Source organism: Candidatus Neomarinimicrobiota bacterium (assembly GCA_021157965.1).
Taxonomy (GTDB): domain Bacteria; phylum Fidelibacterota; class Fidelibacteria; order Fidelibacterales; family Fidelibacteraceae; genus Fidelibacter.
This window is the reverse complement of the sequence record JAGGVO010000018.1, coordinates 1-23,537: the sequence shown is the minus strand read 5'-3', so window position 1 is coordinate 23,537 and position 23,537 is coordinate 1. Positions and strand designations below refer to the sequence as shown.

22 protein-coding genes and 1 CRISPR repeat array are annotated in these 23,537 nt (G+C 44.2%); of the genes, 6 read left to right on the top strand and 16 right to left on the bottom strand.

Going from position 1 to position 23,537, the window contains the following annotated elements; all coding sequences use genetic code 11:
• Positions 1 to 3 precede the first annotated feature (3 nt).
• The 10 genes from J7K63_02420 to J7K63_02375 all read right to left on the bottom strand — a co-directional run bounded on the left by J7K63_02420 (position 4) and on the right by J7K63_02375 (position 9,548).
• A complete protein-coding gene (locus J7K63_02420; GenBank protein MCD6233880.1) occupies positions 4 to 813 on the bottom strand; it encodes a polysaccharide deacetylase family protein in 810 nt (269 codons plus the stop codon).
• The gene (locus J7K63_02415; protein ID MCD6233879.1) at positions 803 to 1,183 is read right to left on the bottom strand and encodes a hypothetical protein; all 381 of its coding nucleotides are present in this window, start codon (positions 1,181 to 1,183) and stop codon (positions 803 to 805) included. Before J7K63_02415 ends, J7K63_02420 begins: the two co-directional genes overlap by 11 nt.
• Positions 1,183 to 2,589, bottom strand: coding sequence for a sodium-dependent transporter (locus J7K63_02410; GenBank protein ID MCD6233878.1), 1,407 nt, complete (start codon positions 2,587 to 2,589; stop codon positions 1,183 to 1,185). The genes J7K63_02415 and J7K63_02410 overlap by 1 nt, the downstream gene beginning before the upstream one ends.
• A 1-nt stretch (position 2,590) precedes the next feature.
• Positions 2,591 to 2,986: a hypothetical protein gene (locus tag J7K63_02405; protein MCD6233877.1), complete on the bottom strand. Its 396-nt coding sequence runs from the start codon at positions 2,984 to 2,986 to the stop codon at positions 2,591 to 2,593.
• 98 nt (positions 2,987 to 3,084) lie between these two features.
• Positions 3,085 to 3,750 (bottom strand): protein-L-isoaspartate(D-aspartate) O-methyltransferase, encoded by a 666-nt coding sequence (locus tag J7K63_02400; protein ID MCD6233876.1) that lies wholly within the window; start codon positions 3,748 to 3,750, stop codon positions 3,085 to 3,087.
• A 25-nt stretch (positions 3,751 to 3,775) separates the two neighbouring features.
• A complete protein-coding gene (locus tag J7K63_02395; protein ID MCD6233875.1) occupies positions 3,776 to 4,513 on the bottom strand; it encodes an ATP-binding cassette domain-containing protein in 738 nt (245 codons plus the stop codon).
• A 104-nt stretch (positions 4,514 to 4,617) separates the two neighbouring features.
• Positions 4,618 to 5,724, bottom strand: coding sequence for a hypothetical protein (locus J7K63_02390; protein ID MCD6233874.1), 1,107 nt, complete (start codon positions 5,722 to 5,724; stop codon positions 4,618 to 4,620).
• A complete protein-coding gene (locus J7K63_02385; GenBank protein ID MCD6233873.1) occupies positions 5,721 to 6,695 on the bottom strand; it encodes a hypothetical protein in 975 nt (324 codons plus the stop codon). Before J7K63_02385 ends, J7K63_02390 begins: the two co-directional genes overlap by 4 nt.
• Positions 6,696 to 6,783: 88 nt before the next feature.
• On the bottom strand, positions 6,784 to 7,878 hold the full coding sequence (gene fbaA / locus J7K63_02380; protein ID MCD6233872.1) for a class II fructose-bisphosphate aldolase: 1,095 nt from the start codon (positions 7,876 to 7,878) through the stop codon (positions 6,784 to 6,786).
• A 17-nt stretch (positions 7,879 to 7,895) separates the two neighbouring features.
• Positions 7,896 to 9,548 carry a diphosphate--fructose-6-phosphate 1-phosphotransferase gene (locus J7K63_02375; protein ID MCD6233871.1) on the bottom strand — a complete coding sequence of 551 codons (1,653 nt, stop codon included), beginning with the start codon at positions 9,546 to 9,548 and terminating at the stop codon, positions 7,896 to 7,898.
• A gap of 283 nt (positions 9,549 to 9,831) precedes the next feature.
• On the opposite strand from J7K63_02375, the gene J7K63_02370 reads away from it, so the two are divergent.
• The 4 genes from J7K63_02370 to J7K63_02355 all read left to right on the top strand — a co-directional run bounded on the left by J7K63_02370 (position 9,832) and on the right by J7K63_02355 (position 14,119).
• Complete coding sequence (locus tag J7K63_02370) at positions 9,832 to 10,956, top strand: DUF1343 domain-containing protein (GenBank protein MCD6233870.1); 1,125 nt, start codon at positions 9,832 to 9,834, stop codon at positions 10,954 to 10,956.
• A 70-nt stretch (positions 10,957 to 11,026) separates the two neighbouring features.
• Positions 11,027 to 11,644, top strand: coding sequence for a penicillin-binding protein activator LpoB (locus J7K63_02365; GenBank protein ID MCD6233869.1), 618 nt, complete (start codon positions 11,027 to 11,029; stop codon positions 11,642 to 11,644).
• Position 11,645: 1 nt separating this feature from the next.
• Entirely contained in the window at positions 11,646 to 13,061 is a 1,416-nt protein-coding gene (locus J7K63_02360) for a hypothetical protein (protein MCD6233868.1), read from the top strand.
• 11 nt (positions 13,062 to 13,072) lie between these two features.
• Positions 13,073 to 14,119, top strand: a complete 1,047-nt coding sequence (locus J7K63_02355) for an LPP20 family lipoprotein (protein MCD6233867.1) — start codon at positions 13,073 to 13,075, stop codon at positions 14,117 to 14,119.
• A 63-nt stretch (positions 14,120 to 14,182) separates the two neighbouring features.
• Here the strand turns inward: J7K63_02355 and msrA are convergent, their stop codons facing one another.
• Complete coding sequence (gene msrA / locus J7K63_02350) at positions 14,183 to 14,656, bottom strand: peptide-methionine (S)-S-oxide reductase MsrA (GenBank protein ID MCD6233866.1); 474 nt, start codon at positions 14,654 to 14,656, stop codon at positions 14,183 to 14,185.
• A 158-nt stretch (positions 14,657 to 14,814) separates the two neighbouring features.
• On the opposite strand from msrA, the gene J7K63_02345 reads away from it, so the two are divergent.
• Positions 14,815 to 16,881, top strand: a complete 2,067-nt coding sequence (locus J7K63_02345) for a tetratricopeptide repeat-containing sensor histidine kinase (GenBank protein MCD6233865.1) — start codon at positions 14,815 to 14,817, stop codon at positions 16,879 to 16,881.
• Positions 16,882 to 16,938: 57 nt separating this feature from the next.
• Here the strand turns inward: J7K63_02345 and J7K63_02340 are convergent, their stop codons facing one another.
• The 3 genes from J7K63_02340 to J7K63_02330 form a co-directional block, all read right to left on the bottom strand.
• Complete coding sequence (locus J7K63_02340) at positions 16,939 to 18,090, bottom strand: DUF3393 domain-containing protein (GenBank protein MCD6233864.1); 1,152 nt, start codon at positions 18,088 to 18,090, stop codon at positions 16,939 to 16,941.
• Between the two features lie 63 nt (positions 18,091 to 18,153).
• On the bottom strand, positions 18,154 to 18,327 hold the full coding sequence (locus J7K63_02335; GenBank protein MCD6233863.1) for a hypothetical protein: 174 nt from the start codon (positions 18,325 to 18,327) through the stop codon (positions 18,154 to 18,156).
• A gap of 106 nt (positions 18,328 to 18,433) precedes the next feature.
• Positions 18,434 to 20,788: a CehA/McbA family metallohydrolase gene (locus J7K63_02330; protein MCD6233862.1), complete on the bottom strand. Its 2,355-nt coding sequence runs from the start codon at positions 20,786 to 20,788 to the stop codon at positions 18,434 to 18,436.
• 153 nt (positions 20,789 to 20,941) lie between these two features.
• Between J7K63_02330 and asd the strand changes: the two genes are divergently transcribed.
• Positions 20,942 to 21,997: an aspartate-semialdehyde dehydrogenase gene (gene asd, locus J7K63_02325; GenBank protein ID MCD6233861.1), complete on the top strand. Its 1,056-nt coding sequence runs from the start codon at positions 20,942 to 20,944 to the stop codon at positions 21,995 to 21,997.
• 286 nt (positions 21,998 to 22,283) lie between these two features.
• Here asd and J7K63_02320 read toward each other — a convergent pair whose 3' ends face one another.
• Both J7K63_02320 and J7K63_02315 read right to left on the bottom strand, forming a co-directional pair.
• Positions 22,284 to 22,775, bottom strand: coding sequence for a GNAT family N-acetyltransferase (locus tag J7K63_02320; protein ID MCD6233860.1), 492 nt, complete (start codon positions 22,773 to 22,775; stop codon positions 22,284 to 22,286).
• Complete coding sequence (locus J7K63_02315; GenBank protein ID MCD6233859.1) at positions 22,772 to 23,059, bottom strand: DUF1778 domain-containing protein; 288 nt, start codon at positions 23,057 to 23,059, stop codon at positions 22,772 to 22,774. The genes J7K63_02320 and J7K63_02315 overlap by 4 nt, the downstream gene beginning before the upstream one ends.
• Positions 23,060 to 23,170: 111 nt before the next feature.
• A CRISPR array of direct repeats spans positions 23,171 to 23,536; the repeat unit is 35 nt; unit sequence ATTGTTTGTCAGTCGGTTTTGGCATCAAATCACAA.
• Position 23,537 lies beyond the last annotated feature (1 nt).

Sequence of the window (23,537 nt, the reverse complement as noted above, 5' to 3'; positions counted from 1 at the left end):
TCCTCATTCCCTCTCAACATCACCCCATCTCTCCCTCATCTTCTGATAGAGGGGTGTTAAACGGGAAAAACTGCTGATGGCTTTCAGTTTACAATATTCACCATAGGGAATTTCCGGGTAGGCCAGCTTTTTCCCGATGGAACGAATACCGTCGGTACGGTAGACGGGAATTCGTACCAGTTCATAGTCGGTTGCCGGCAGCTGATGCCGTTTCAAAGTACTACATGCATAGCGATAACCGCTTTCTCTGACAAATGTCTTAATGGTTTCATTATAGCGCCCGAAAGGGTAGGCAAAACCGTATGTCGGTTTATGTAAAAGATCCTCAAGAATCCGGCCGGATTTTTCAATTTCATACCGGGCTTTATCCGTTTTCATTCCAGTTAGAACGCGATGGCTCAGGGCGTGGGCAGCAATTTCCCACCCCCGGTGGGATAATTCCACTAATTCTTCACGGTTTAAATGACGAATCTTTGAGGATTCAAGTGAAAGGTCCCAGCTGTTTCTTTTGCCAATATATCCCGATAACATAAACACAACGGCCCTGAACCCGTATTTCTCCAAAACCGGCAGGGCATGATAAAAAACCTCGTCATACCCGTCATCAAAGGTAATGACCACCGATTTTTCAGGCAGCGAATCTCCATTCAGAATCTGCCGAAAGGTAATTCCTGTATAACCGGCCTGTTTCAAACACAGAATATGTTTTTCAAAAAGACGTGGAGAAACGGTATTAAACCCATGGGGACTCACATAATGATAGAGGAGCACCGGGACTTTTTTCAGAAATGTATGTCTCTCGTCATGCATCATCTAAAGTACTCAGTATCCATATACCTGCCAGTGTGCCTCCCATATCCATCACCAGATCTTTCCAGCTGAAGAAACCTGAAGGTTCCCGTCTCATATCCAGGCATTCCTTAAAAAAGCCGAAGGAAAGGCTTATACCGGCCGAAATCATCCGGTTCTGCCGGTCCGGTGCCTGAAAAACACCGTGTTCATGGGATATGACATATCCGGACTGAACCGTAATCAACAAACTGAAGGAGAAATGTTGCCATTTATCAAAACTGGTCCAGGCGTCTTTCGGTTTTTCCCGCGGCATAATCAGATCCCTTTTCTCTTCAGCCGAAAGAGCTGTAAAAAGCAAAAGCAGCAGGATAATCGCATATCTTTTTTTCATCACAGGATTCCGATTGAATAGAGGAAAACGAGCAGAATCACGACAGGCGCCAGATATTTCACAACAAAGAACCATACATTTCCGATAGTCAGAAGGGCTGTTTTGTGTCTGACCCGTTTTACAGGGTGAAAGATGTGGGTATCCACCCATCCGTTGGCACCTTTGCGAAATTCCTCTATCATGGGTGTTTTTTTTACAACCCAACCTACAAAAAGGGCCATGAGCAATCCCCCCAGGGGCAAAAGGATATTGGATGAGAGAAAATCCAGAAAATCAAAGAAAGAACGTTTAAAGAGGGTGACGTGGCTCATTGGGCCGAAAGAGAGGGCAGACGGAATTCCTACCAGGAAAACAATCAGTCCTGCTCCCAGCACAACTCTGTGACGTGTCCATTTCTTTTCATCCACAAAGTAGGATGTAATGACTTCCAGGAGGGATATGGCCGATGTGAGGGCCGCAATAGTGAGGAGCAGAAAGAAAAGGAGACCAAAGGCATTGCCTCCCGGCATTTTACTGAAAACTGCCGGTAAAACACAAAAAACAAGTCCGGGACCGACATCGGGGCTAAATCCCATGGCAAAGACAGAAGTAAAAATAGCTATACCGGCCAGAAGGGCGATCAACGTATCCAAAAAGACAATCATGATGGAGCTGCTTAAAACGCTGTCTTCTTTGTTCAGGTAGCTCCCGTATGTGAGCAAAGCTCCCATGCCCAGACTCAGTGAAAAAAAAGCCTGTCCCAATGCTTCCAAAACGGTCCTGCCGTTAACACTTTCCCAGTTTGGTTTCAACAAAAATGACAGTCCTTCCCGGGATCCTTCCAGAGAAATTCCCCATCCTACCAAAACCAATAAGATTCCTAAAAAGACAGGCATGAGAATTCTGGAAATTTTTTCAATACCGCCGGCCACGCCAAAATACACAACTGCCAGCACCAAAAGGGAAAATAAAGCCTGGTAACCAATAATCCATGCGGGATTCATAATTTGACGGTAGAAAAAGTCTGCTGCTTCTTCTGATGTAGTAAATGAAAGGACACTCCCCCGGAGGCCTTCGATAAAATACCCGACAGACCATCCGGCCACGACGTTGTAATAGGATAAAATGATAAAACCGGTTAAAACACCCATGTATCCAACCAGGGTCCATCCCCGGTGTCCTTTTGAGAGTTTCCGGTAAGCCCCGACGGGGTTCAACTGGGATTTACGTCCAATCAAAATTTCTGCAATTACCAGGGAAATGCCGATAAAAAAGACACTGACCAGGTAAATCAGAATGAAGGCCGCCCCGCCGTTTTTCCCGGCCACATAGGGAAATTTCCAGATATTCCCCAGGCCGATGGCACTTCCGGCAGCTGCCAGGATAAAACCAATATGACTTCCCCAGTGTTCTCGCTTTTCTGCCATATTAAAACTCCAGAATTAAGGCGAATTTCAGGGTTCTGTTCACAGGGTCAAAGACCAGATTTCCTTCGGGAAAGCTGCTGATATGGGCATCTACATACGCATCCAGCATGGCATAGACATACACACCTGCAGCATACCACAGATGTTTATTTCGGTTTATTTGAGAATCTTTATCTGTGGTATCCTGTTTATAATCTTCATGAAAGGCATGAGCCCGGTATAATGTATACACTTCGAGTCCTGACAAAATTCCGGCTTTCAGCCATTTGCCGTTATACATCTGTCCGGCACCCGGAAAAAAGGCGGAACACAGAACTGCCGTCCGCGGATTTTTAAAGGATTCCACGTTGTTGCCATCCTCCTGCCCTGTTAAATACACCGGAAGCAGAAGACACATGAATATCCATTTCAAAAGAGTGCTGACCCGGATAAGCCCCTCCTTTACGAACGTGAAATTTACAACAAATCAGTCCCCCGGAAAAGGTTATATTTATTTCAATATATTGAGGGTTTCCTCAGGGGGACAAAACGGACATCCAACAGGTTCGTTTCGATTCTTTGTCCTTCTTTTTTTTTGATTTTTTTCAACATTTGGGAATATTTGCCAACGGGAATGATGAGTGATCCACCTTCTTTCAGTTGTTGAAAGAGGTGCTCCGGGACATCATCCGGTGCTGCAGAGACCAGAATGCCGTCATATGGTGCATTGGGTTCAAATCCCCGGTATCCGTCCCCATGGACAATTCTCACATTTTTTATTTCCAGATCTTTCAGGATTAAACGGCTTCGTGTTACCAATGCTTTTTCCAGCTCGATGCCCGTCACTTTTTTTACCAGCATGGAAAGTAAAGCGGTAACATAACCGCATCCCGACCCCACCTCAAGGACATTATCATGAGGTTTCAGCTCCATGGCTTCAAGCATAAAGGCAATAACATAAGGTTGTGAAATGGTTTGTCCGTAACCAATATGCAGAGGAGTATCGGCATAGGCCCGGTCTTCCTGATCAGGGGGAACAAAGCGATGTCGGGGCATCGCAAGAAAAGCAGCAAGAATCCGGGAATCCCGAATCCCGTAATAACGAAGCGTATTCGTCATCTTCTGACGCTTAGTAAATTTGCCGTATTGTGAATATTTATTGACAGGTATTTTTTTCATCATAAAATATGGGCGGGTGGAATGATGTTTAATGTTTATTGTTTTGATAATGCCGGTTTCGATTCCGGTTATCTGTCCTTGGGGGTTTCCGGGTCTTTTCAACCCGCACAATCCGCCCGTGATTCAAATTCAGAATAATATCCACAAGCCTGAATCGGAACAGGCTTTGGGCTGATGCAATCACGACGGCCTTTTTTTCGTTACGGATGACATTCCGTAAACAGCTGTTAAATTTTTTAATAAAATTTTCATCAGGAATGCTATAAGGTTCATCGAGTATTAAAAGGTCACCGTTCTGCAATAAGCAACGAATCAGTTCGACCTTATGAAAAACACCGGGGGACAATTGGCTTCGTTTAACTTTGGCGAATTCCTTCAAATCGAATTCTTCCAGTTTAGCCATTGCCTGCTGATATGCGATTCCTGCAGAGATTTTCCGTTCTTTCAGTGTCTTTTCCAGATAGGAAAGCACTGTCCCACAAATCCATCCTGTCGGTCTTTGTTGAAAATAGGCTATCTGTTTTCGGACGAAAGCCTGGGAATATTCCCGTTTCTTCAGAGATTTATTTTCATAGAGGATATTCCCGGTATCTACAGACTGCCTGTGTGCCAAAACGTCCATTAGCAATGATTTTCCCGATCCATTCGGACCGAAAATATGGTAACAAACACCGGGATAGATTTTCATGGAATATATTTCAAGTTTCTGAATACCGCGCTTCACCTTAAGATCCTGGAGCTCGATAACAGGTGTTTGATCACTCATAAAAATTTACCTTTCACATTAAAACATACGATCTTACCATTCCACCCGCTTTTCAAATAGCATGTTAATATACACCATTCAGTCATATTTTGAAAGAATCACCCTTAGTTCTTTTCGCCTTCTGCCTTCATGAGAACTTCATTAACAGCTTTTTCCCATTCCGGATGGCTGTAGACACCCGAATCCAGGTGTCTCATGGACCAGATGAAATAGTTTTGGGTGGTATCCAGAATGGATTGCTGCCGTTCCACTTCTTTTTCATACACCCGAATCGTGCGGAGGAGCCCCGGATTGTCTTTATAATAGGTTTCCACGGGAGTATCCCCTGCCCTTTCCCGGTATTCCGCCAGTCTGCCTTTAGAAAAATCCAGACGGTGATAAGCTCCGCTGATATCCCGGACAGGCTGCCCGGGTGCGTTAAACACCACCTTCAGGATTCCAACATACTGACCATCAGGCCCCAGGTATGTGTAGACCGCCTTCCCGCCAGTCTGCCGTGGAAGCTGGGTTCTCCCCTTGTGCCGCGAATTGACAATGAAATCAATTTCAGGGATGGTTTCACCCAGTTCTTCTGTTTTATCAAGAGGCATATCAGCCAAAATGAGGATTAAATCCGCCTCATTCCGCAGTTTCGGCAGTTGTTTCCGGATGGCATCTTCAGGTGTCAGAGATTTAAAGCGTGACGCCTGATCATCCGTCAGATACGTGACTCCCATAACGGCAATGCGAAGACCCTTTTGGTTAAACAGATAAAAGGGTTTGAATAAGGTTTCTCCTGTTTCATTCAACAGATTGGTAGATAAAAAGGGGAGCTTATTCTCTTTTTGGAGCTCAAGTAAATACTCATATCCATGGGATAGATCGGTAAACCCAACATTAATGGCGTCATAATGCGCTTCGCCATAGGCTTTTGCCAACAGGCCGGATTTTTGTTTCCAGGATTGGGGAGCGGTTTCAGGTGCATTATAAGCAGGAAAAAGCCAATTACCCGCCTCTATTTTCATGAAATCACTCCATCCCTTTTCCATTGAATAAATAAAACCCATCCGCCTTGGCAATCCGCCCGCAGGAATCCTGCATCCACAGGGTTCCAGTTTGGCACGGCTGTTGCCTGTCACTACTATCTTAACCGAATCATTCGCAGAGGAGGAATGATGAGTACAGGATAAAATCCCGCTGAATAAAACCAGAACAAGAATCATTTTTTTCATATCTTATCCTTTTTTTGAAGGGTTTTGTACAGATAAAGGCCCGAAATTATAAGCCATAGCCCGCCTATAGATTTGTCGGGAAACCGGTTGAATACCCATAATCCACCGATCAGTGTGAGCAAGAGTCCGGAGTAATTCACCCTGGTATTGTATTTGCCGCTTGCAGAGAATATTTTTATTCCCAATTCATTTCCATGCTTCTTGATTCCTTTATATGCCGGTTTTCGCAGAAGGATTCCGCAAAAAAACATGATGACAAGGAAAAGGAGAATTAAAATCCGGTAATGGCTCAGGATATACCGGCTGCTTTCGGAGCTGTGGGCTACAATGAGCGCGGCATGTGAAAAATAGAGAACGGACTGAAACGGGAGGAGAAGCTTCATAAAATCCCGGAAAGGTCTCAAATCATTATCTTCCAGCAAATTGCGGCCGATGCACAGAATCAGGGGTGGCAGAAAAAAGTAGAGGAAGAGAAAAAAAAGGCTCACCAAATATTGATCTACAAAAAGGGTTATAAGCTTTACAGGATCGATGTGAAAAAGAAGCGCCGGTCCGCTTAAATGATAGATACCTGCCAGGAAAACAACAGTACTCAGACCGTAGATGCGGCGCAAGCGGGACGGAGGCACCAGACGGCTGGTATTAAGTAAGAGCCCGGTTAAAGGCAGGAATACAAAAAGAGTCTGCTTTAAAAATCCTGTTCCGTTCTGCAAAAAGAGAGTATGAAGCAACGCTACCCCCACCCACGCCAGAATCAGAAAAACAACCGTATCTATGTAAACATAAAAATCAACTCGTTCACGGGTTTCAAAAACATGCCTTAAGAGAACAAAGAGTCCGGCAGAAAAGAGAATGGCCGGGGACCTGAGAATTGCAATATTAAAACCGGATTCATGAATCAGTAAAAAAAAGAGGATCAGGAGATATGCCAGCGTTTCAAAAAGACGTGATTTTGTGGCATGATTCATCATGGTTGCAATGATCTTTCTTCAAAAATACGGCCATCATGAAAATAGCCCCGGAAAAAATCCGGGGCCCGGGTCGTTTTATGAATCGGACTTATTCATAAAAATATTCAAAAGCATTGAGGGAATTGAGATCTTCAAAGGCCTGAATCAGGCGTTTAACAAATCCCTTTTCGCCTTCATGGAGCCATTTCCGGGGATCATAGTATTTTTTATTCGGTTTGTCTTCACCTTCGGGATTGCCGATTTGAGACTGTAAATAGGCATCCTTTTCATCCATATAGTCTTTAATCGGTTTGGTAAATGCCCATTGGGTGTCTGTATCGATATTCATCTTGATCACACCATAGGAAATCGCTTCACGGATTTCTTTCTGCGTGGAACCTGATCCGCCGTGAAAGACAAAGAAAACAGGTTTTTCCTTCGTATTGTGTTTTTTCTCGATGTATTTCTGGGAATTATCCAAAATCTTCGGGGTCAGTTTGACATTTCCGGGTTTATACACACCGTGTACATTTCCAAAGGAAGCGGCGATGGTAAACATGGGACTAATTTCTTTTAATTCTTCGTAAGCGAAAGAGACATGTTCAGGCTGAGTATACAGCTGGGAATTATCAATGCCTGTATTGTCCACGCCATCTTCTTCCCCACCGGTTACTCCCAGTTCAATTTCCAGCAGGAGATCACTTTTTACCATCCGTTTCAAATATTTTTTACATATCTCCACATTTTCCTTCAAATCTTCGGCAGAAAGGTCCAGCATGTGAGAGCTGAAAAGAGGCGCACCATGCTTTTCATACCAGGCTTCATTAGCGTCCAATAGTCCGTCAATCCAGGGTAAAAGCTTTTTAGCGGCATGATCGGTATGTAGAATCACCGGTACGCCATAGGCCTTCGCCATCCGGTGAATATGCTCGGCTCCGGCAACCGCTCCGGCTATCGCCGCTTTTTCGTTTTCATTGCTTAAAAATTTGCCGGCATTGAAATGAGCTCCTCCATTTGAGAACTGAATCATTAAAATGGATTTTGCCTGCCGCGCCGCTTCCAGGGCAGAATTAATAGAATTGGATCCCACTACATTCACAGCCGGGAAAGCAAAATGATTCTCCCGGGCATATTCCAGGACTTCCATCAATTTTTTGCCGGTTATTACTCCCGGTTCAAGTTTGGGTTTGACTGCTGTCATCATATTATCTCCTTTTAAGGCTATTCATGTTCTAAAGTAAGAGTCTCTGAGCACTGGTCAGTTACATCTTCCGGACCGAAATACTGTATGGGACCCGGATAGACATAACAGGTTTCCACCGCCCATTGATCCCGTTGTTTTGCCAGTGTTTGAAAGGGTTTTCCTTCCAGATCAACCAGTGCTTTCCGAATCACCGGTTTATCTTCCCCGTGGCGCCGTTCAATATTCATCATCATGGTTAAGGGAACACCTCCGGCTATCCATTTTGATGCGGGGGCGGTTAGATTTCGGACTGAAGACATATAGCCGGTTTTACCGGCACCAATAAGAGCTGATGCCGTATATCCTAAAGCATAAGCATAATCGGCATCAAAGTTGGAGGGTGCGGCACAACGGCCTTCATATCCAAAGAAATGATTCTGAGCCGAGAATTTCCCTTTGTAAATCCCTTTTTTCTTCAAAACTTTTAATTTTTCTGCTACCATATCTATCAATAATTTTTCCGTCTCGATTCGGGATACCTGCACATTGCCGTGAGGGTCACGATCCATGATAAGCTGATCGGCAATGTCCTTAGGCAGGGAAACATATAAAGCTCCTGCCTTTTCTGATAAAAAGGATTTTACCAGAGATCGCTTTTCATCGGGATTATCTTTGCCATCCAGTTCTGATGCCTTTTGAGCCATCACATCATTCAGTTCGCCAATCAGGGCTTTCATTTCAGGAATAAATTCAATCAGCCCTTCAGGTATAAGCACAATACCGAAATGTTTGCCTTTTTCCGCCCTTTTGACAATGATCCCGGCAATTTCATCAACAATATCACCGAGGGTCATGCCCTTTGCTTCCACTTCTTCCGATATGAGTGTGATGTTGGGCCGGGTTTTCAGTCCGCATTCAAGTGCAATATGGGAGGCAGAACGTCCCATCAATTTGATAAAATGCCAATATTTTTTTGCGGAAAGGGCGTCCCGGGAAATATTTCCGATGAGCTCACTGTAAACTTTCGTGGCCGTATCAAAGCCAAAGGATACTTCAATCATCTCGTTTTTCAAATCGCCGTCAATGGTTTTGGGACATCCGATTACCTGCACACCGGCATCAATCTTTCGGTAGTATTCTGCCAGAATGCCTGCATTGGTATTGGAGTCATCGCCTCCGATAATCACCAGAGCTTTAATTCCCAGAGCCTTCAGGTTTTCCAACCCTTTGTCAAATTGCTCCTCTTTTTCCAGTTTTGTCCGTCCGGAGCCGATAATATCAAATCCACCCGTATTCCTGTATGCATCTATTATGTCACCGGTTAGCTCACGGTATTTGTTGTCCACCAGACCTCCCGGTCCCCCAAGAAAACCATATAAACGGTTATGGGAATTCAAAGCTTTGAGTCCATCATACAATCCCGAAATCACATTATGTCCGCCGGGGGCCTGGCCACCGGACAAAATAACACCTACATGAACGGGCTCCGAATAGGATTTCCCGGATTTTTCCAACGTAATCAAAGGCAAACCGTAGGTATAGGGAAATAACTTGCGAACGGCTTCCTGATCGGCAACAGATTCGGTTTTTTCACCTTCAACCGCCCGGGCACTCCCATCACCGGCAAAGATACCCGGCAGCTTGGGCCTATATTTCGCTCTCTCTCGTTGCAATAATGAAATTTTTTCCATTCCGTCCCTCTGATGGTTTGATGTTTTCAGTTTTTAATTTACTTATTTTCAAAGCTTTTATGCGAGTATTTCCTGAAATTTTCATATTTCCCGGAACTTCACGTTTTCATCTCACCTTCCACTTTTCTTACGGACAATGCCACACGGTGTTTCAATTCTTTATCTTTTTCCCATCTAATCGATTTTTTCATTGAATATCCCTTTTCTTTGCTGCATTTTACCTAAGATGCAGCACAATCATCATAAAGTTTTTTTCTCTCTTTTACTTGTGGTATCAATTTCGTTGTTTTTTCCGAAAGATATCCCGGCGGAATCTCCCGTTTCATACGGCATTGATGTTTTAAAAAAGCTGGAATATGAACCCCTTGAATGGCGTCGGACAGCCGTCTTCTGCAATCACGGCAGTCTGGACAGACAGGGCAGGCATTTACTGGATATCCTGAAACCGTCGGATCAGATTGCTATTCCCCTTATTTACATTTTCAATGCACCGCAATGGAAGGGATTGGCTATCCCTGAGGAAACTATCTGGATGGACAGCTCGATCATCCGATACCAACAATACCCTTATCTTCGGTTCAATATCCGGGATATCCTTTCCTGCGACGCCATTTTGTTTGACATGCAACTCAGTGGTATCGTTGACGATCCGGCCCTTTCCATTTTGCAGGTCGCTGCTTCCCTGGCACAACAACACGATTTGGAGCTCATTGTCTGTGACCGTCCGCCTCTCACCCGCGCAGATACCTGCCAGGGTCCATGGCATGACGGATTTGAACTTCCCTATCAGTACGGACTCACAAGCGGTGAAGTGGCACACTATTTCGGAACCTATTTCTTTCCGGGACTTCGTCTGAGTATTATCCCCCTGGATATCCGGAACCGTGTTGAAATACCATACATTGAAACCGCTTATCCGGTCAAAGTCGATTCCCTGCTTCTTCATGGAGAACAGGGAAAATATATCACGGGATTGAGTCTTTTACAGGCCACGAATTTATATATCGAGGCTGATAAAGATAACTTGTGGTTCGGATCTCCCTCGGCAGATCCTTTTTTTCTCAAGGCAAAATTAGCCGATATCCACCCGGCTTTTGGAGCCATCAGCATCCGGACCGTCCGGAATGATACAAGCGCCTTTCAAATTCTGAGTCTTAACAATGTGAAACTCCCCGAATTTTATAGAATAACAGCCTGCCTGCGTCTGATGATCATTTTGTATCCGGATCAGGTTCTCCTGGATACAAAGGCACTTGCCCGGAAAACCGGGAGTCATGAATATGGCGATTTGTTGCTCAATCATGCACCTTTAGATCACTTTAATGTGTACTGGGAACCGGAATACAGGACATTTTACGAACGCCTGAATCTTATAAATCTGTATGGATCAGATGAAAAAAGAGAATAACACTTGAAGTGATACATGAATTCCACGAAATTATACACACATTAAACTAAAAAAATGAGAGGAGTGAACCATGGAGCAATCAAATGCTGTGAAGAATTTTTTCTTTCTGTTTCTGATACTGGTTTTCGTAGCCGGTTGCGGAAGTTCCATGAGTGTACAGAGAACGGCGGCTGATACCCAGACGGATTTGAGCGGTTACTGGAATGATACGGATTCCCGGCTTGTGGCAGAGGAAATGATCCGGGATATGATCAGTCGTCCCTGGTTGTCAAATTTTACATCTGAAAACGGTCAGGCTCCCAAGGTGATTGTAGGACGTATCCGTCTCAGGGATGCCAGTGAACACATTAAGACCAATGCTTTTATTAAGGATATTGAACGTGAACTGATCAACAGCGGGAAAGTCCAGTTTGTAGCAAGTGCAGAACAGCGGGAAGAAATCCGGAGTGAACGGATGGACCAGCAGCAGTATGCTTCCGAAGAAACGGCCAAGCGTGTTGCACAGGAACAGGCTGCCGACTATATGCTTCAGGGCTATATCACGATGTTTGTGGATCAGGCCGGCGGTGAACAGGCTAAATTCTATCAGGTTGATTTGGAACTCATCGATGTGGAATCCAACCAGAAAGTCTGGATCGGCACCAAAAAAATCAAAAAACTCATCAACCAAAAAAAAGTAGGATGGTAACATGAAGGCAACACATCGGTTTGTTGTCTTATTCACCATTCTGATCATCTTTCTGCCTTCCTGTACGTCAATTATGACAAACACGGCCATTTATAAAGGTATGGATGAGGCAATTGCCAATAATCAGTTTTCCGTTCCCCTGGCCCAGCTTGAAAAAGTAAAAGACAAGGCTTTTTCTGAAAAGGACAGGGTTTTGTATTATTTGAACATGGGGATGCTCCATCATTATATAGGGAATTATTCAGAGAGTAATGCCATGTTGACCCAGGCCGAACGGGGTATTGAGGAACTGTTTACCGCCAGCGTATCCAAGATTGCCACATCATTTCTTTTGAATGATAATGCTATGGATTACGCCGGTGAAGACTATGAGGATATCTATCTCAATGTGTTTAAAGCGTTGAATTACGCCCATTTGGGAGAAACGGACGCCTCTTTTGTGGAATTGAACCGGCTTCATCACAAACTGCAGCAGATGGAAGCCAAATATGTGGACATGAGTGCCAAATATCAGCAGGCCATGATGATGCAAATTAAAGAAGAAGACGGTGATGAATCGGAAGGAAAGGTTCCGGAATTTAAACCGGGAACCTTAAAATATCACAATTCGGCCCTGGGAAATGCATTGGGAGTTATACTGTACCGGTATGAAAAAGATTATGATGACGCCCGCATCGACAAACAGAACATGCTCCAGGCTTTTTCAAGCCAGCCGCACATTTACTCTTTTGATCCCCCTGAAATTTCCGTCCGTCCTGAAAGCCGGAATAAAATTCCCGTCACCCTTCTCTCCTTTCACGGACTGGGACCCATCAAGGATAAGGCAAATTTCCGGATAACCACATTCGATGATTATGTGGTTATCTCCTCCGATTCTCCGGCTCCTTTTTCCGAATCGATTCCCTGGCCTTCCAAAGAAGGATATCATTTTAAATTCTCCCTCCCCTATCTTAAAGAACGCAGCTCTTTCATTCACAGTGTGAAAGTCCGGATCGACAACAATCAAACAATTACTCTCAAACCGCTGGAAAACATGAACAAAGTGGCTGCAACCACCTTTGAGCTTAAAGCTCCCCTGATTTACCTCAAATCGGTAGCCCGATCTTTGATTAAGGGATTTGCAGCAGAAAAAGGTAAGGAGAAAATGAAAGAGGAAATTGAAAATCCTTATCTGAGCCTGCTGGCCGGCTTCGCCACGAACGTGGCTGTGGATATCAGCGAAAATGCCGATCTGCGTATTTCCCGTTTCTTTCCGGGGTTTTCAACAATTGCCGATTTTGACCTGTCACCGGGAGAACACCGGCTGGAGGTCCTTTATCTTGACCAATACGGGAATATCATCCGGAGTAATGATCTGGGGACAATCCGGGTGAATCCCCGTGCTCTGAATTTATATGAATCCTTCTGTTTACAATAAGGGAGTCTGTTATGAGAAAAATATATGTCACAACGTTGATAATTCTGACAACCCTGATGTTAGTATCCTGTGCCGGAAGCAAGGGAACCAGCGGTTCAAAAGGCAAACCTATCTGGGTGGATAATCCGGCTGCCGCTTATCCTGAGAAGGATTATCTGGCAGCCCGCGGTGCAGGGGACACCCGTCAGGCAGCCGAGGATAACGCCTCGGGGAATCTGGCCAGAATATTCAAATCTGAAATCTCCGTGGATCAGACAACCCGGGAACGCTACTCTGCTTTCACGAAACTGGGCGGCAGCATGGACGAAACACTACAAACCGACATGGACCAGATTGTTAAGGTCCTTGCCGGTGAAACCCTCTTCAATGTAAAGTTCAGTGAAACCTATACTGATGAGATGGGACGAGTTCATGTCCTGGCTTATCTGGACCGAAAGGAAACAGCAGATATATACCGGGATAAAATAAACGCTAATTATGAGAAAATTGAATTCCTCCTAAAGGATGCCGAATCCGCTTCCAATCCGGTAGACCGTTATGCCCTTTTAAATGCCGCCCATGCCATAAGCACCATTAATCAGGCCATGCTGGAACAGTTGAATTTTATCCATCCCGCCTCCCACTCTATGCTCACGGCACAATATGATGCCATCAATCACAACAGCATCAGCAAAAAACGGGCGGAAGCGGCCAAAGCATTGACATTTTCCGTCAATATCAGCGGCGACGACGGGCGGGTTGCATCCATGACATCCGAAACCATCAGCCGGATGGGATTCCCCCTTGTGAGTAACAATGCCGTAGTCCGGATCGTCGGGACCATCAGCTATGAAGATGTGGACCTGCAACGGGAAAACATGGAATTTGTAGGTTGGAACCTGAATCTGAAAGTGACGGGACCCGACGGCAGCGTTTTTGTAGAACTGGATGCCAAAGGGCGTGAAGGCGGTATGAGTAAAGAAGCAGCCAAACGGATCGCCCTGCGTGAAATCGAAAAAAATGTCGGAAAAAAACTGGAAAAACAACTAACGGAATACTTTGACAACCGACTGAAGTAAGAAAAAAATCTATTAAAAAAGGGGATCTTCAGGATCCCCCTTTTTTTATTTCAACAATTGAATTTATATCCCACAGCTCCCCAATCCCCGTTTAAAAAGATATTTCTGATGATATGCCTCTGCAGGATAAAAAGTAGACGCCGGTTCAACGGTTGTCACAATCTTCCTGCTATATTTTCCCTCTTTTTCAAGAGCTTTAATCGTCGATTCTGCCAGAAATTTCTGATCCTCGGAATGATAGAATATGACGGACCGGTATTGAGTCCCCACATCGGGCCCCTGTCTGTTGAGCTGAGTAGGATTATGAATATTAAAAAAAGTCTTTAAAAGTTCCTGGTATGATATTCTTTCGGGGTCAAAAATCAGATGGATAACCTCGGCATGACCTGTTTTATCGGTGCAGACTTCTTTATAGCTTGGGTCCGCTGTCTTACCGCCCATAAAGCCGACCTGTGTTTCCAAAACTCCGGGGATGGTTCTGAAGGATTCTTCCACTCCCCAAAAACATCCTCCGCCAAATGTCGCTCTCTCTTTCATGGTTTCTCCGTTAATGATCGTTATCAGACCAATCAGTATCATAAATCGTTTCATTGTTACTTTTTACGCAGGATTTTTTACAGTCGTTCCATTTTAATGTGTATATTATCATGAATGATTTTTCCCCATAAAATAAGGACAGCGGAGGAAAATTACCCATGAAAAAGCGGACTCTCATTATAACATTGTATCTCTTACTGTTTAATACAATACTGTTAACCGGAGCTCAGGGAGAACCTTCCACAATCACTCCCAAAACAATTGAGAACTGGTTGGATTCAGCTGACTATTATCATGATGCGGAACCCCAAAAATCCCTCCTGTTTTACCATAAAATTATCCGGCATGACAGAGAATATGGGATACACCGGTTTAATGCGGAATATCAAATTGCCGGGGATTTTTTTTACATGCAAAATAATTTGGATAGCACACTGAAATATGCAGAAATGGCCATGAAAACAGCCCGGGCCATGAATGATTCCGTAAAAATGGCCCGATGTTACAATCTGTTGGGGACGGTCTATCTGCAGTCCGGCAATCTCGGGGAATCTTTGAAGTTGCTGAAACAGGCAGAGAGAATATTTTTAAAAGAAAATGATTCGAAAGCCCTGGCCATAGTATACATGAACCTGGGGAGTGTATATTCCACACAGGGTGCGTTTTCGAATGCAGTGAATTATTACAATAAATCCCGAAAGCTCTGCATGCAACTGGGGAATAAAAAAGGCGAAATTGCCTGCCAGAGCAACCTGGTTACGATTTATATTCAATTCCGCCAATACGAAATCGCGCGAAAGTATCAGCAGGAAGTTTATAATTTTTATAAAGGCACCGATTTTATCCCGGGAATACTGACGGCCTCCACCAATCTGGGAGTGGTCCACTTTTATCTGGCGAATTATGATTCCGCTCTTGTCTATTTTCAACATGTCCTGGAAATGAGCCGGGAAATGAGGAATGACTTCCTGTATTCCAATGTGTTGAACAATATTGCCGAAACATATTTAAAAATGGGAAATTTAGAGGAAGCCCGGGAAAAAGCCCAAAGGTCATATACCCTGTGCGCCGAAGGAAAAGATGTATATGGTCAGGCATCAGCATTGAAAAATCTTGGATTGATCGCTTTGGAGGAAGGAAAAACAGAAAAGGCTTTGGACTATTTAAAACAGAGCCTGCCCCTTGCCAAAGAAGCACACGCTGTTATGGAACTGAGGGATATTTACTCTGCTTTATCGGATATTTACAAACAGACCGGTGATTATCAGTTGGCGTTACAAACATATGAAGCTTTTGTTAACCTGGAGGAATCACTACGGAAAGACGAAATTCTTTTTCGTATGGAAGAACTACAGCACGAATTTGAACGACAAAAAAGCCGCATGGAAATTTTGGAAAAAACATCTGCTGTCCGGCAAGCCCGGCAAATCAGGAATATGTTGATCGTCATCGTTGCTTTCATGATCGTCATCACCATCATCCTGGTTATAATCAACCAGATGCGAAGAAACTACTTAAAAACATTAGAAAATAAAAATCAAGCTATTCAAAATGAGCATGAACTGGTAGTGCGCCATCAGGATCATTTATCCCTGATCAACAAAATATTGCGTCATGACCTCGCCAACAACAACACAGCCATCATGAGTGCGGTGAAGCTGTATAAAAGACAGAAAAACGAAGAATTTCTCGATGCCATTGTTCAAAAGGCAAAATCAAGTCTTGAACTCATTGAACGGATGAAACAGCTCGAAAAAATCTCTGCTTCCTCCGGGGCCCTGAAACCGGTCAATATTTTGGATGTTGTGAGCCGGGTCCGTTTAAAACATCCTTCTCTTGAATGGCACATAACGGGTCAGGGAACAGCTTATGCTGATGAGGCATTACAGTCCGTAGTCGATAATCTGATTGAAAATTCCGTCACCCATGGTAAAGCAGACCGTGTGGATATTTCCATCCAACCGGTCCGCATCAGTGATCAGTCCATGATAGAAATCCGGGTTGCCGATAACGGTAGCGGAATATCCGATGCCATAAAAAACAAAATTTTCGATGAAGAGTTTTCCTTTGGCCCCAGAGCAAGGGCTGGTTTGGGACTCTATATCGTAAAAAAGAACATCGAAAGGTATCAGGGTCAAATTGAGGTAAAAGATAATTTGCCGTCCGGCACAGTCATGATACTGAGAATTCCGGCAACCTCACCCGAATCTTCATCCAATCCATAAAAAAAAGGAGAGGTGATTAAAACCTCTCCCTTCACGATTTTTGAATTATTTTAAAGATTACATCCAGGATTTGTATTGGGTGTGAAGTTTTGAAACTTTTTGGATATAATTCCGTGCTTCTTTCGTGGACATTTTATTTTTAAGCTGATGATATACCCTGTCCGGTGTATATGTATTGATGGTGGGAATTGCCTTTGGAAGATTTGTATTGCCAATAAAAGCCCTGCTCACATTTCCTGCCCCTGCATTGTATGCCGCTATGGTACAATAATTCTTAACCTGAGGATCTGCGATTTTCTTGAAATACCGGTTTTGGAGGATGTAAATATAAGCAACTCCAAACTGGATATTTTTATCGGGATTGTACAGGTCCCCGGCAGAAACATCTTCATCTTTATTAAAAAGAAACCGGTTGGCATCTTTGGCACCGCTCCAGGGAACAAGCTGCATCAGTCCGTATGCAGGGATATGGGATCGGGCTTTTGGATTAAAATGAGATTCGGTGTGAATCACGGCCAGAATCAATGCCGGATCAATGTTATATTTTAAGGCATATTTTTTTACGGAAGGAATATAATCTTTGGCACGGGTCTGAATATGGTCCGGAGCAAGGGCCAGAGAAATCTGAACTTTCACTTTATCAGGATTACCCTTAACAGGCTTGGGTTTTACCGGCTCTTTTTTTACAACTTCCCGTGCAAAGGTTTTAGCATTCTGAGGGGTAACTTTTTTACCATCCGGGGTTTTCAACTGATCATGTAAAACCGGTTTGGGTGTCACAGGCTTTTTTTCTGCCGTCTGTCCCGGAAAGTCCTGTGCCTTGGCCCGTGTTGTGGCAATATGTTCCACGGCTTTGGCGAGTTTTTCTTTGACTACGGCTTCATTTTTAGCTTCGTCTTTACCCACAAGGACTTCAATGGTAACTTCACCCTTCTCGAAATCTACTTTGAAGCGATTTTGTAAATCTTCCGAGTATTCCACCCAGTCATTGGGAGTGGACGAAATAAAATCTCCCCATTCTTTTTCCACTTTTTTCCTGAAAGCCTCAAATGCTTCTCTGTCTTTTTTCTGAAAATCGGAAAAGGCCTCTTCATCCTGTTGCTGAAAGCGGCGAAACGCTTCCATATCGTCTTCCATACCCTGCTGGTAATCCTGGGCAATCAGAAAGGTTGTCAGACAAAACATTAAAAGGATTGCTGCAAATTTCATATAAAATTCCTTCTGTTTAAGAGATGCTTTGTTTTATCCTGCAAAAAGGAGATTGGAGTCCCTTTATTTCATTTTATCCAGTTCGCTTTTATCTGCAACGGCAACCATTCTGGTTTTAAACTTAACTCCGGAATGGGCTCCCTTTACGGGTTTATACACTTTAACAAAAATGGTATTACTTTTGTCTTTCGCCCGGTGAGCGATTTTCGCTCCGAATCCTTTTGCTCCTTTTGCCATGGCAACCTCCCTGCTTTTATGATACAATATAAAACAAAATACAATAATAAGAGTTCCTAAATCAAGTTTTTTCAGTGAAATGAGGGCTTTATCACATAAAAGGAATTTAAATCAAAGGAGTAATCCATATCGGACTGCTCCAGGCCATCTCACCTGAAAGGGTGGTAATTCTCAGATAATACCAGCTCTCTTTTCCGGGAACCGGGTTCGGATCTGTCCAGGTAAAGCGTGACCGTAAACCATCCCCTCCATATTCATACACATCCGAATTGTTTTTCACCATCACAATGCGCAAAATTGGATCGGGTGATATGCATTCCACAGAAAATTCAGGGACATTCATTATGGACAGAACATCACCTTGCATACCGTTTTCACATTCAAATCGTAAGAACAATTTAATGCCGGATGTGGCATAGGTATGCCGGCGTTTCATAGCCTGGAAAAGGCTTTCACGGTTCAAATCTTCGGCAATGACCGCTGTCAGTCCGCTCCTGATGCAATTTCGTTTATACCCGGCCCGGTGGTGCCAGATAAGTCCATGAGAATCCGTACTGCCGATCAGACCGAATTTATGTCCGCCTGCCAGTCCATCCTGCATAAAACAGCCCTTTTTCCCTCCCCGGTGCTGAATGGGACGGTTTCCCATAAATTCATAAGCACCATGGTTGGATATAATTTCACAAAGGGGTTGACGGACATCATCGGCATTTTCCCAGTCCGTACCGGTCCATCCAATATGATGGGGAACGGCAATACCGTCAAAGGCCTGGATTTCTCTTAACAAATCTTTCGACGATTTCCAGGGTTCCCGGGTATGGTCGATGAGGGGCATATCGGGATGGATAGAATAAATATTGCGGTGGCCGTATCCTCTGTTGGGATAGCGGCCTGTGGTCCACTCAATCCCGTAAAAGGTAGCGAAAACATCATCGGCATTGTAGTAATCCGCCACATCCTTCATCATCTGCCAGTCTCCCGGCTGCATCGGCCGTCCTACAAAATTATCATGATCCGTCAGGCAGAAAAAATCATCCCCAAAAAGATTTCGTGCCCGGGTATAATACTCGTCCGGATCTCCAATGCCATCCGAATAAGCGGTATGGTGGTGCAAATCGCCGAAAAAGACAGTCCCTCCCATGATTTTCGGATAAACATTCCGGTAGTTCTCATAGGATGGATTTTTCAGTGCAGGAATCCGGTCGGCAGCAGGGAATGATTTCAGTTTAGACATCCGGCCTTCCGGATGGCGCACCTCAATTTTCTGCAGGATAACTTTTCTTAAATCCCGGCGGACTGTATAAACCGTGTTTCCGCTGACAGCAAGTTCAACGGTCAGTCCCCGGCCTCCCCATCCGTCCTGCTCTAAGCGACAGGGTTTTTCAAATCCCTTTTCCCCTTGAACCTGTATGAAGAAGTTCTGGGAAGGACGCCCCGTCAGGAAAAGCTGCCCGGAATCCAGAGCGGCCAGTCTGGGATATTCAAGACTCTGATCTGTGAGTTCCTTGGAAAGGTCCATACCGGGAAGGGTCTCCAAATGACGGACTTTCCTGCCGTTATAGAGGGAAAGATAGACCCATCGGGGCATATCCCAATGTTGTTTCCCTTTTCGCGGACTGTAATAAGCCAGAGCAATATCCCCCGTGGATAAAAGGGCCAGAGAGGGGTAATAATTACCTGCAGGATGATCGGTTATTCGGATTGTTTCATCAGGATTCCCCTTTTTGCTTATCCGGCTGAGGTAAATCTGGGACTGAAAGTCTTTTACCCCGTATTCTGCAGCGACATAAAAAGCATCCCCGCCGAAAATCACATCGGGATGACGTACCGGAAAGTCAGATTTAAGTGTCTGCATCTGGCCTGGTTTTCCATCCTTAAAGAGCGAGTACCGGCATTGATACGGCTTTTGAGACCCGTCCTGCCAGACCACCATCATATCACCGTCCGGAGATGCAGCCGTCCGAATCCATCCGCTGTTGCCGGAACACTTTGCCAGGATTTTTGGGGGAGTATCCGATATTTGATTTATATCCTGAAAAACAATTTCACCGTTTTTTCCGGATTTACGTAGCCAGAACACATACAGATGCTGCCCATCCGATCCCAAAAACGGCCGACTGTTTATGGGGAAATCCGACAGGGCCGTCCGGCTGCCTGCCTGTTTCAGGTTTTCATCAAAAACATAAATCCGAATCAACTCCTTATCCGCGTGTTGTTCTGTCAATGCCACATACATACGTTGATCAAACAGGTGAATAACCGGATAATTAGCCCGGACCCCTTCTCCGACTGCTACGCCGGGAGACATGTTCCAGTATGGTGCCTTTCCGGCTTTATCAACCCAGGCATGTTCTTCCCAAAAGCCATTCGCCAGAATGCGTCCCAACGGCAAAAAAATCAGCCCCCCTCCTGCCAGTCCCGTTTGTTTCAGAAAATCTCTGCGCGTGATGGATTTTGTCATAATATCCCCTGTTTTTTAACCATTTTATCCAAATTTATGAAAGCGGGGATTAAAATCAAAACAGGAGCGGCTTTATGAGCATCTTAAATAAAAACAAGCTGACGGTGAAGGCAGAAGTCAATATATTCTCAACAGAAAAATAAAGGAGTTGATGTGAAAATACCGGTCGGCATATTAGGCGCTACGGGAAGTGTGGGACAGCAGTTTATTCATTTACTCAGGAATCATCCTTTTTTCGAGATCACCGCTCTCGCGGCATCGGAGCGATCTGCCGGGAAACCATACCGTGAGGCCGTGACATGGTTTTTACCCACACCCATGCCGGACTTTGTCGAAGCCATGACGGTACAAACCTGTGAGCCCAACCTGCCCTGCCGGATTGTCTTTTCAGGGCTGGATGCCTCTGTGGCAGGTCCCATCGAGACCGATTTTGCCCGGGCGGGATATACGGTCATCTCAAACGCCCGGAATCACCGTTTTGATGAGGATGTCCCCTTGGTGATTCCCGAGGTGAATCCTGATCATCTTAAACTGAAAACATATCAGGAATACGGCAAGGGATGTATCATCACAAATCCCAACTGTTCCACTATCGGGCTCACCCTGGCCATCAAGCCGCTGGTGGATGCTTTTGGTGTGGAAGCCCTGCACGTTGTGACTTTCCAGGCCTTATCCGGTGCCGGATATCCGGGTGTTTCTTCTTTGGATATACTGAATAACGTCATTCCATACATTTCCGGCGAAGAGGATAAAATGCGCCGGGAGCCTTTGAAAATCCTGGGAACCCTGAATGGAAACCGAATTATACCGGCGGATATTAAAATCAGTGCTCAATGTAACAGAGTACCGGTCATTAACGGCCACCTGGAATGTGTCTCGGTAAAACTCAAAAAGAAAACCTCTGAAAAAGAAATCATCCATATTTGGGAAAACTATCGTTCGGCCGTCCAGGAAAAAGATTTGCCCATGGCTCCATTGCAACCCATACACTATTTCCATGAGCCTGCTTATCCCCAGCCCAAGCTCCACCGCAATCTGGATAAGGGGATGGCCGTTTCCATCGGCCGCCTGCAAACCTGTCCCGTTTTCGATTATACCTTTACCCTTTTGTCTCACAATACTATACGGGGTGCGGCAGGGACCGCTATTCTTATTGGGGAAATGATGTATAATGAATCCCGTGAAACAGGGCTCCCATTCGCACAATAAATGTGCAGATGGGTATTTCACCGGATGAATTGAATTTCTTAATTACGGAATTGATTTAAGTGAGCCAATGAACGTTTTTAATTCTCGTTATTCGTTTCTCGTCCCTCAAACGAATAACAACTAGATATCGGTTCCTTCCCGACAAAGAAAAATTGTTTGTCAGTCGGTTTTGGCATCAAATCACAACAAAAGAATCGGAATAAAACGGAACGGTCACCAAGAGCTGAAAACGTGCAGAAACCACTTTCCATCCTATGTTTTATGACCATTGTAATGATGCAACTTTTCAGATTAATTGTTCGATAACTTTCATCGGAAGAAACATCTTCCCGCTATCGGGGAGTTGTACAAAACCATATTTTTTATAAAAGCGGTGCACAAATTCATTGATAGGGTCAACAACAACAGCCATGGCACCTATACTTTGACATGACAGGGTATAGCTTCTGAATAATGCATCCAGCAGAAGATGTTCTCCAAGCCCTGTTCCTTTCATTCTGATATCCCTTGCCAGCCGGCCCAATAAAATAACCGGGGCATGATAATTCCTGGGAATGCGTTTCATATACCTTTCAGGAATCGCATCTCTGCCAAGGCTTTCGCTGGACAGTGTGTAATAACCCATGACATCTTGATTTTCATCAATGGCAACAAAACACGTCGCAAGTCTTTTTCGTATATCCTGGCTCACCTGTTTTCGGATATAAGCGGTTAAAGACGGTTCTTCGCATGTAAAATTCTTTCTGTTATGCGATGTATCAAGTAATACAATTTTCACGAGGAAGACATTCTTGATTTAAATCTTTTTGCAGCTTCCATTAAATTCTGGTTGGGTTCAGGGTCTCCAAATACAGCGTCAAAAAACGCGTGCCTGTCTTTTTCTGAGACAAGAATCCTGTCATACCTGGCAAGGATTTCTTCTGCCTGTTGTTTCACAACTCTCACAATAAAACTGCTGAACGATTTATCACCGCTTAAGATCTGTGCTTTTTTAAAAATCTTTTTATCCGTTGAAGAAACGCGGAGTTCTATGCGTTCATCTTTGTTGATTTGTGCTTTCATGTCTTTCCCTTTTAGAATAATGTACGGCATTTTACCGTACACGTCAAATAATTTTCACAGACATCACACCGATTAGGTTTAAGCTATTGTTTATATTTTTCTTTTTAATAATATCTGACAGAGTCGGTTTTGGCATCAAATCACAACTTTCTGTGTACGAATGATTTTGGTTGGTCAATTGTTTGTCAGTCGGTTTTGGCATCAAATCACAACAAAAATTTTATGCGCCCTATCGAGATAATAATTGTTTGTCAGTCGGTTTTGGCATCAAATCACAACCAAGAAGAGCAATTAAATCAAAAGGAATGTATTGTTTGTCAGTCGGTTTTGGCATCAAATCACAACAAACTCCGGTGTCAACATCAGCCAACTTATATTGTTTGTCAGTCGGTTTTGGCATCAAATCACAACATTAACCAACATATTTATAGTTGAATTAATATTGTTTGTCAGTCGGTTTTGGCATCAAATCACAATG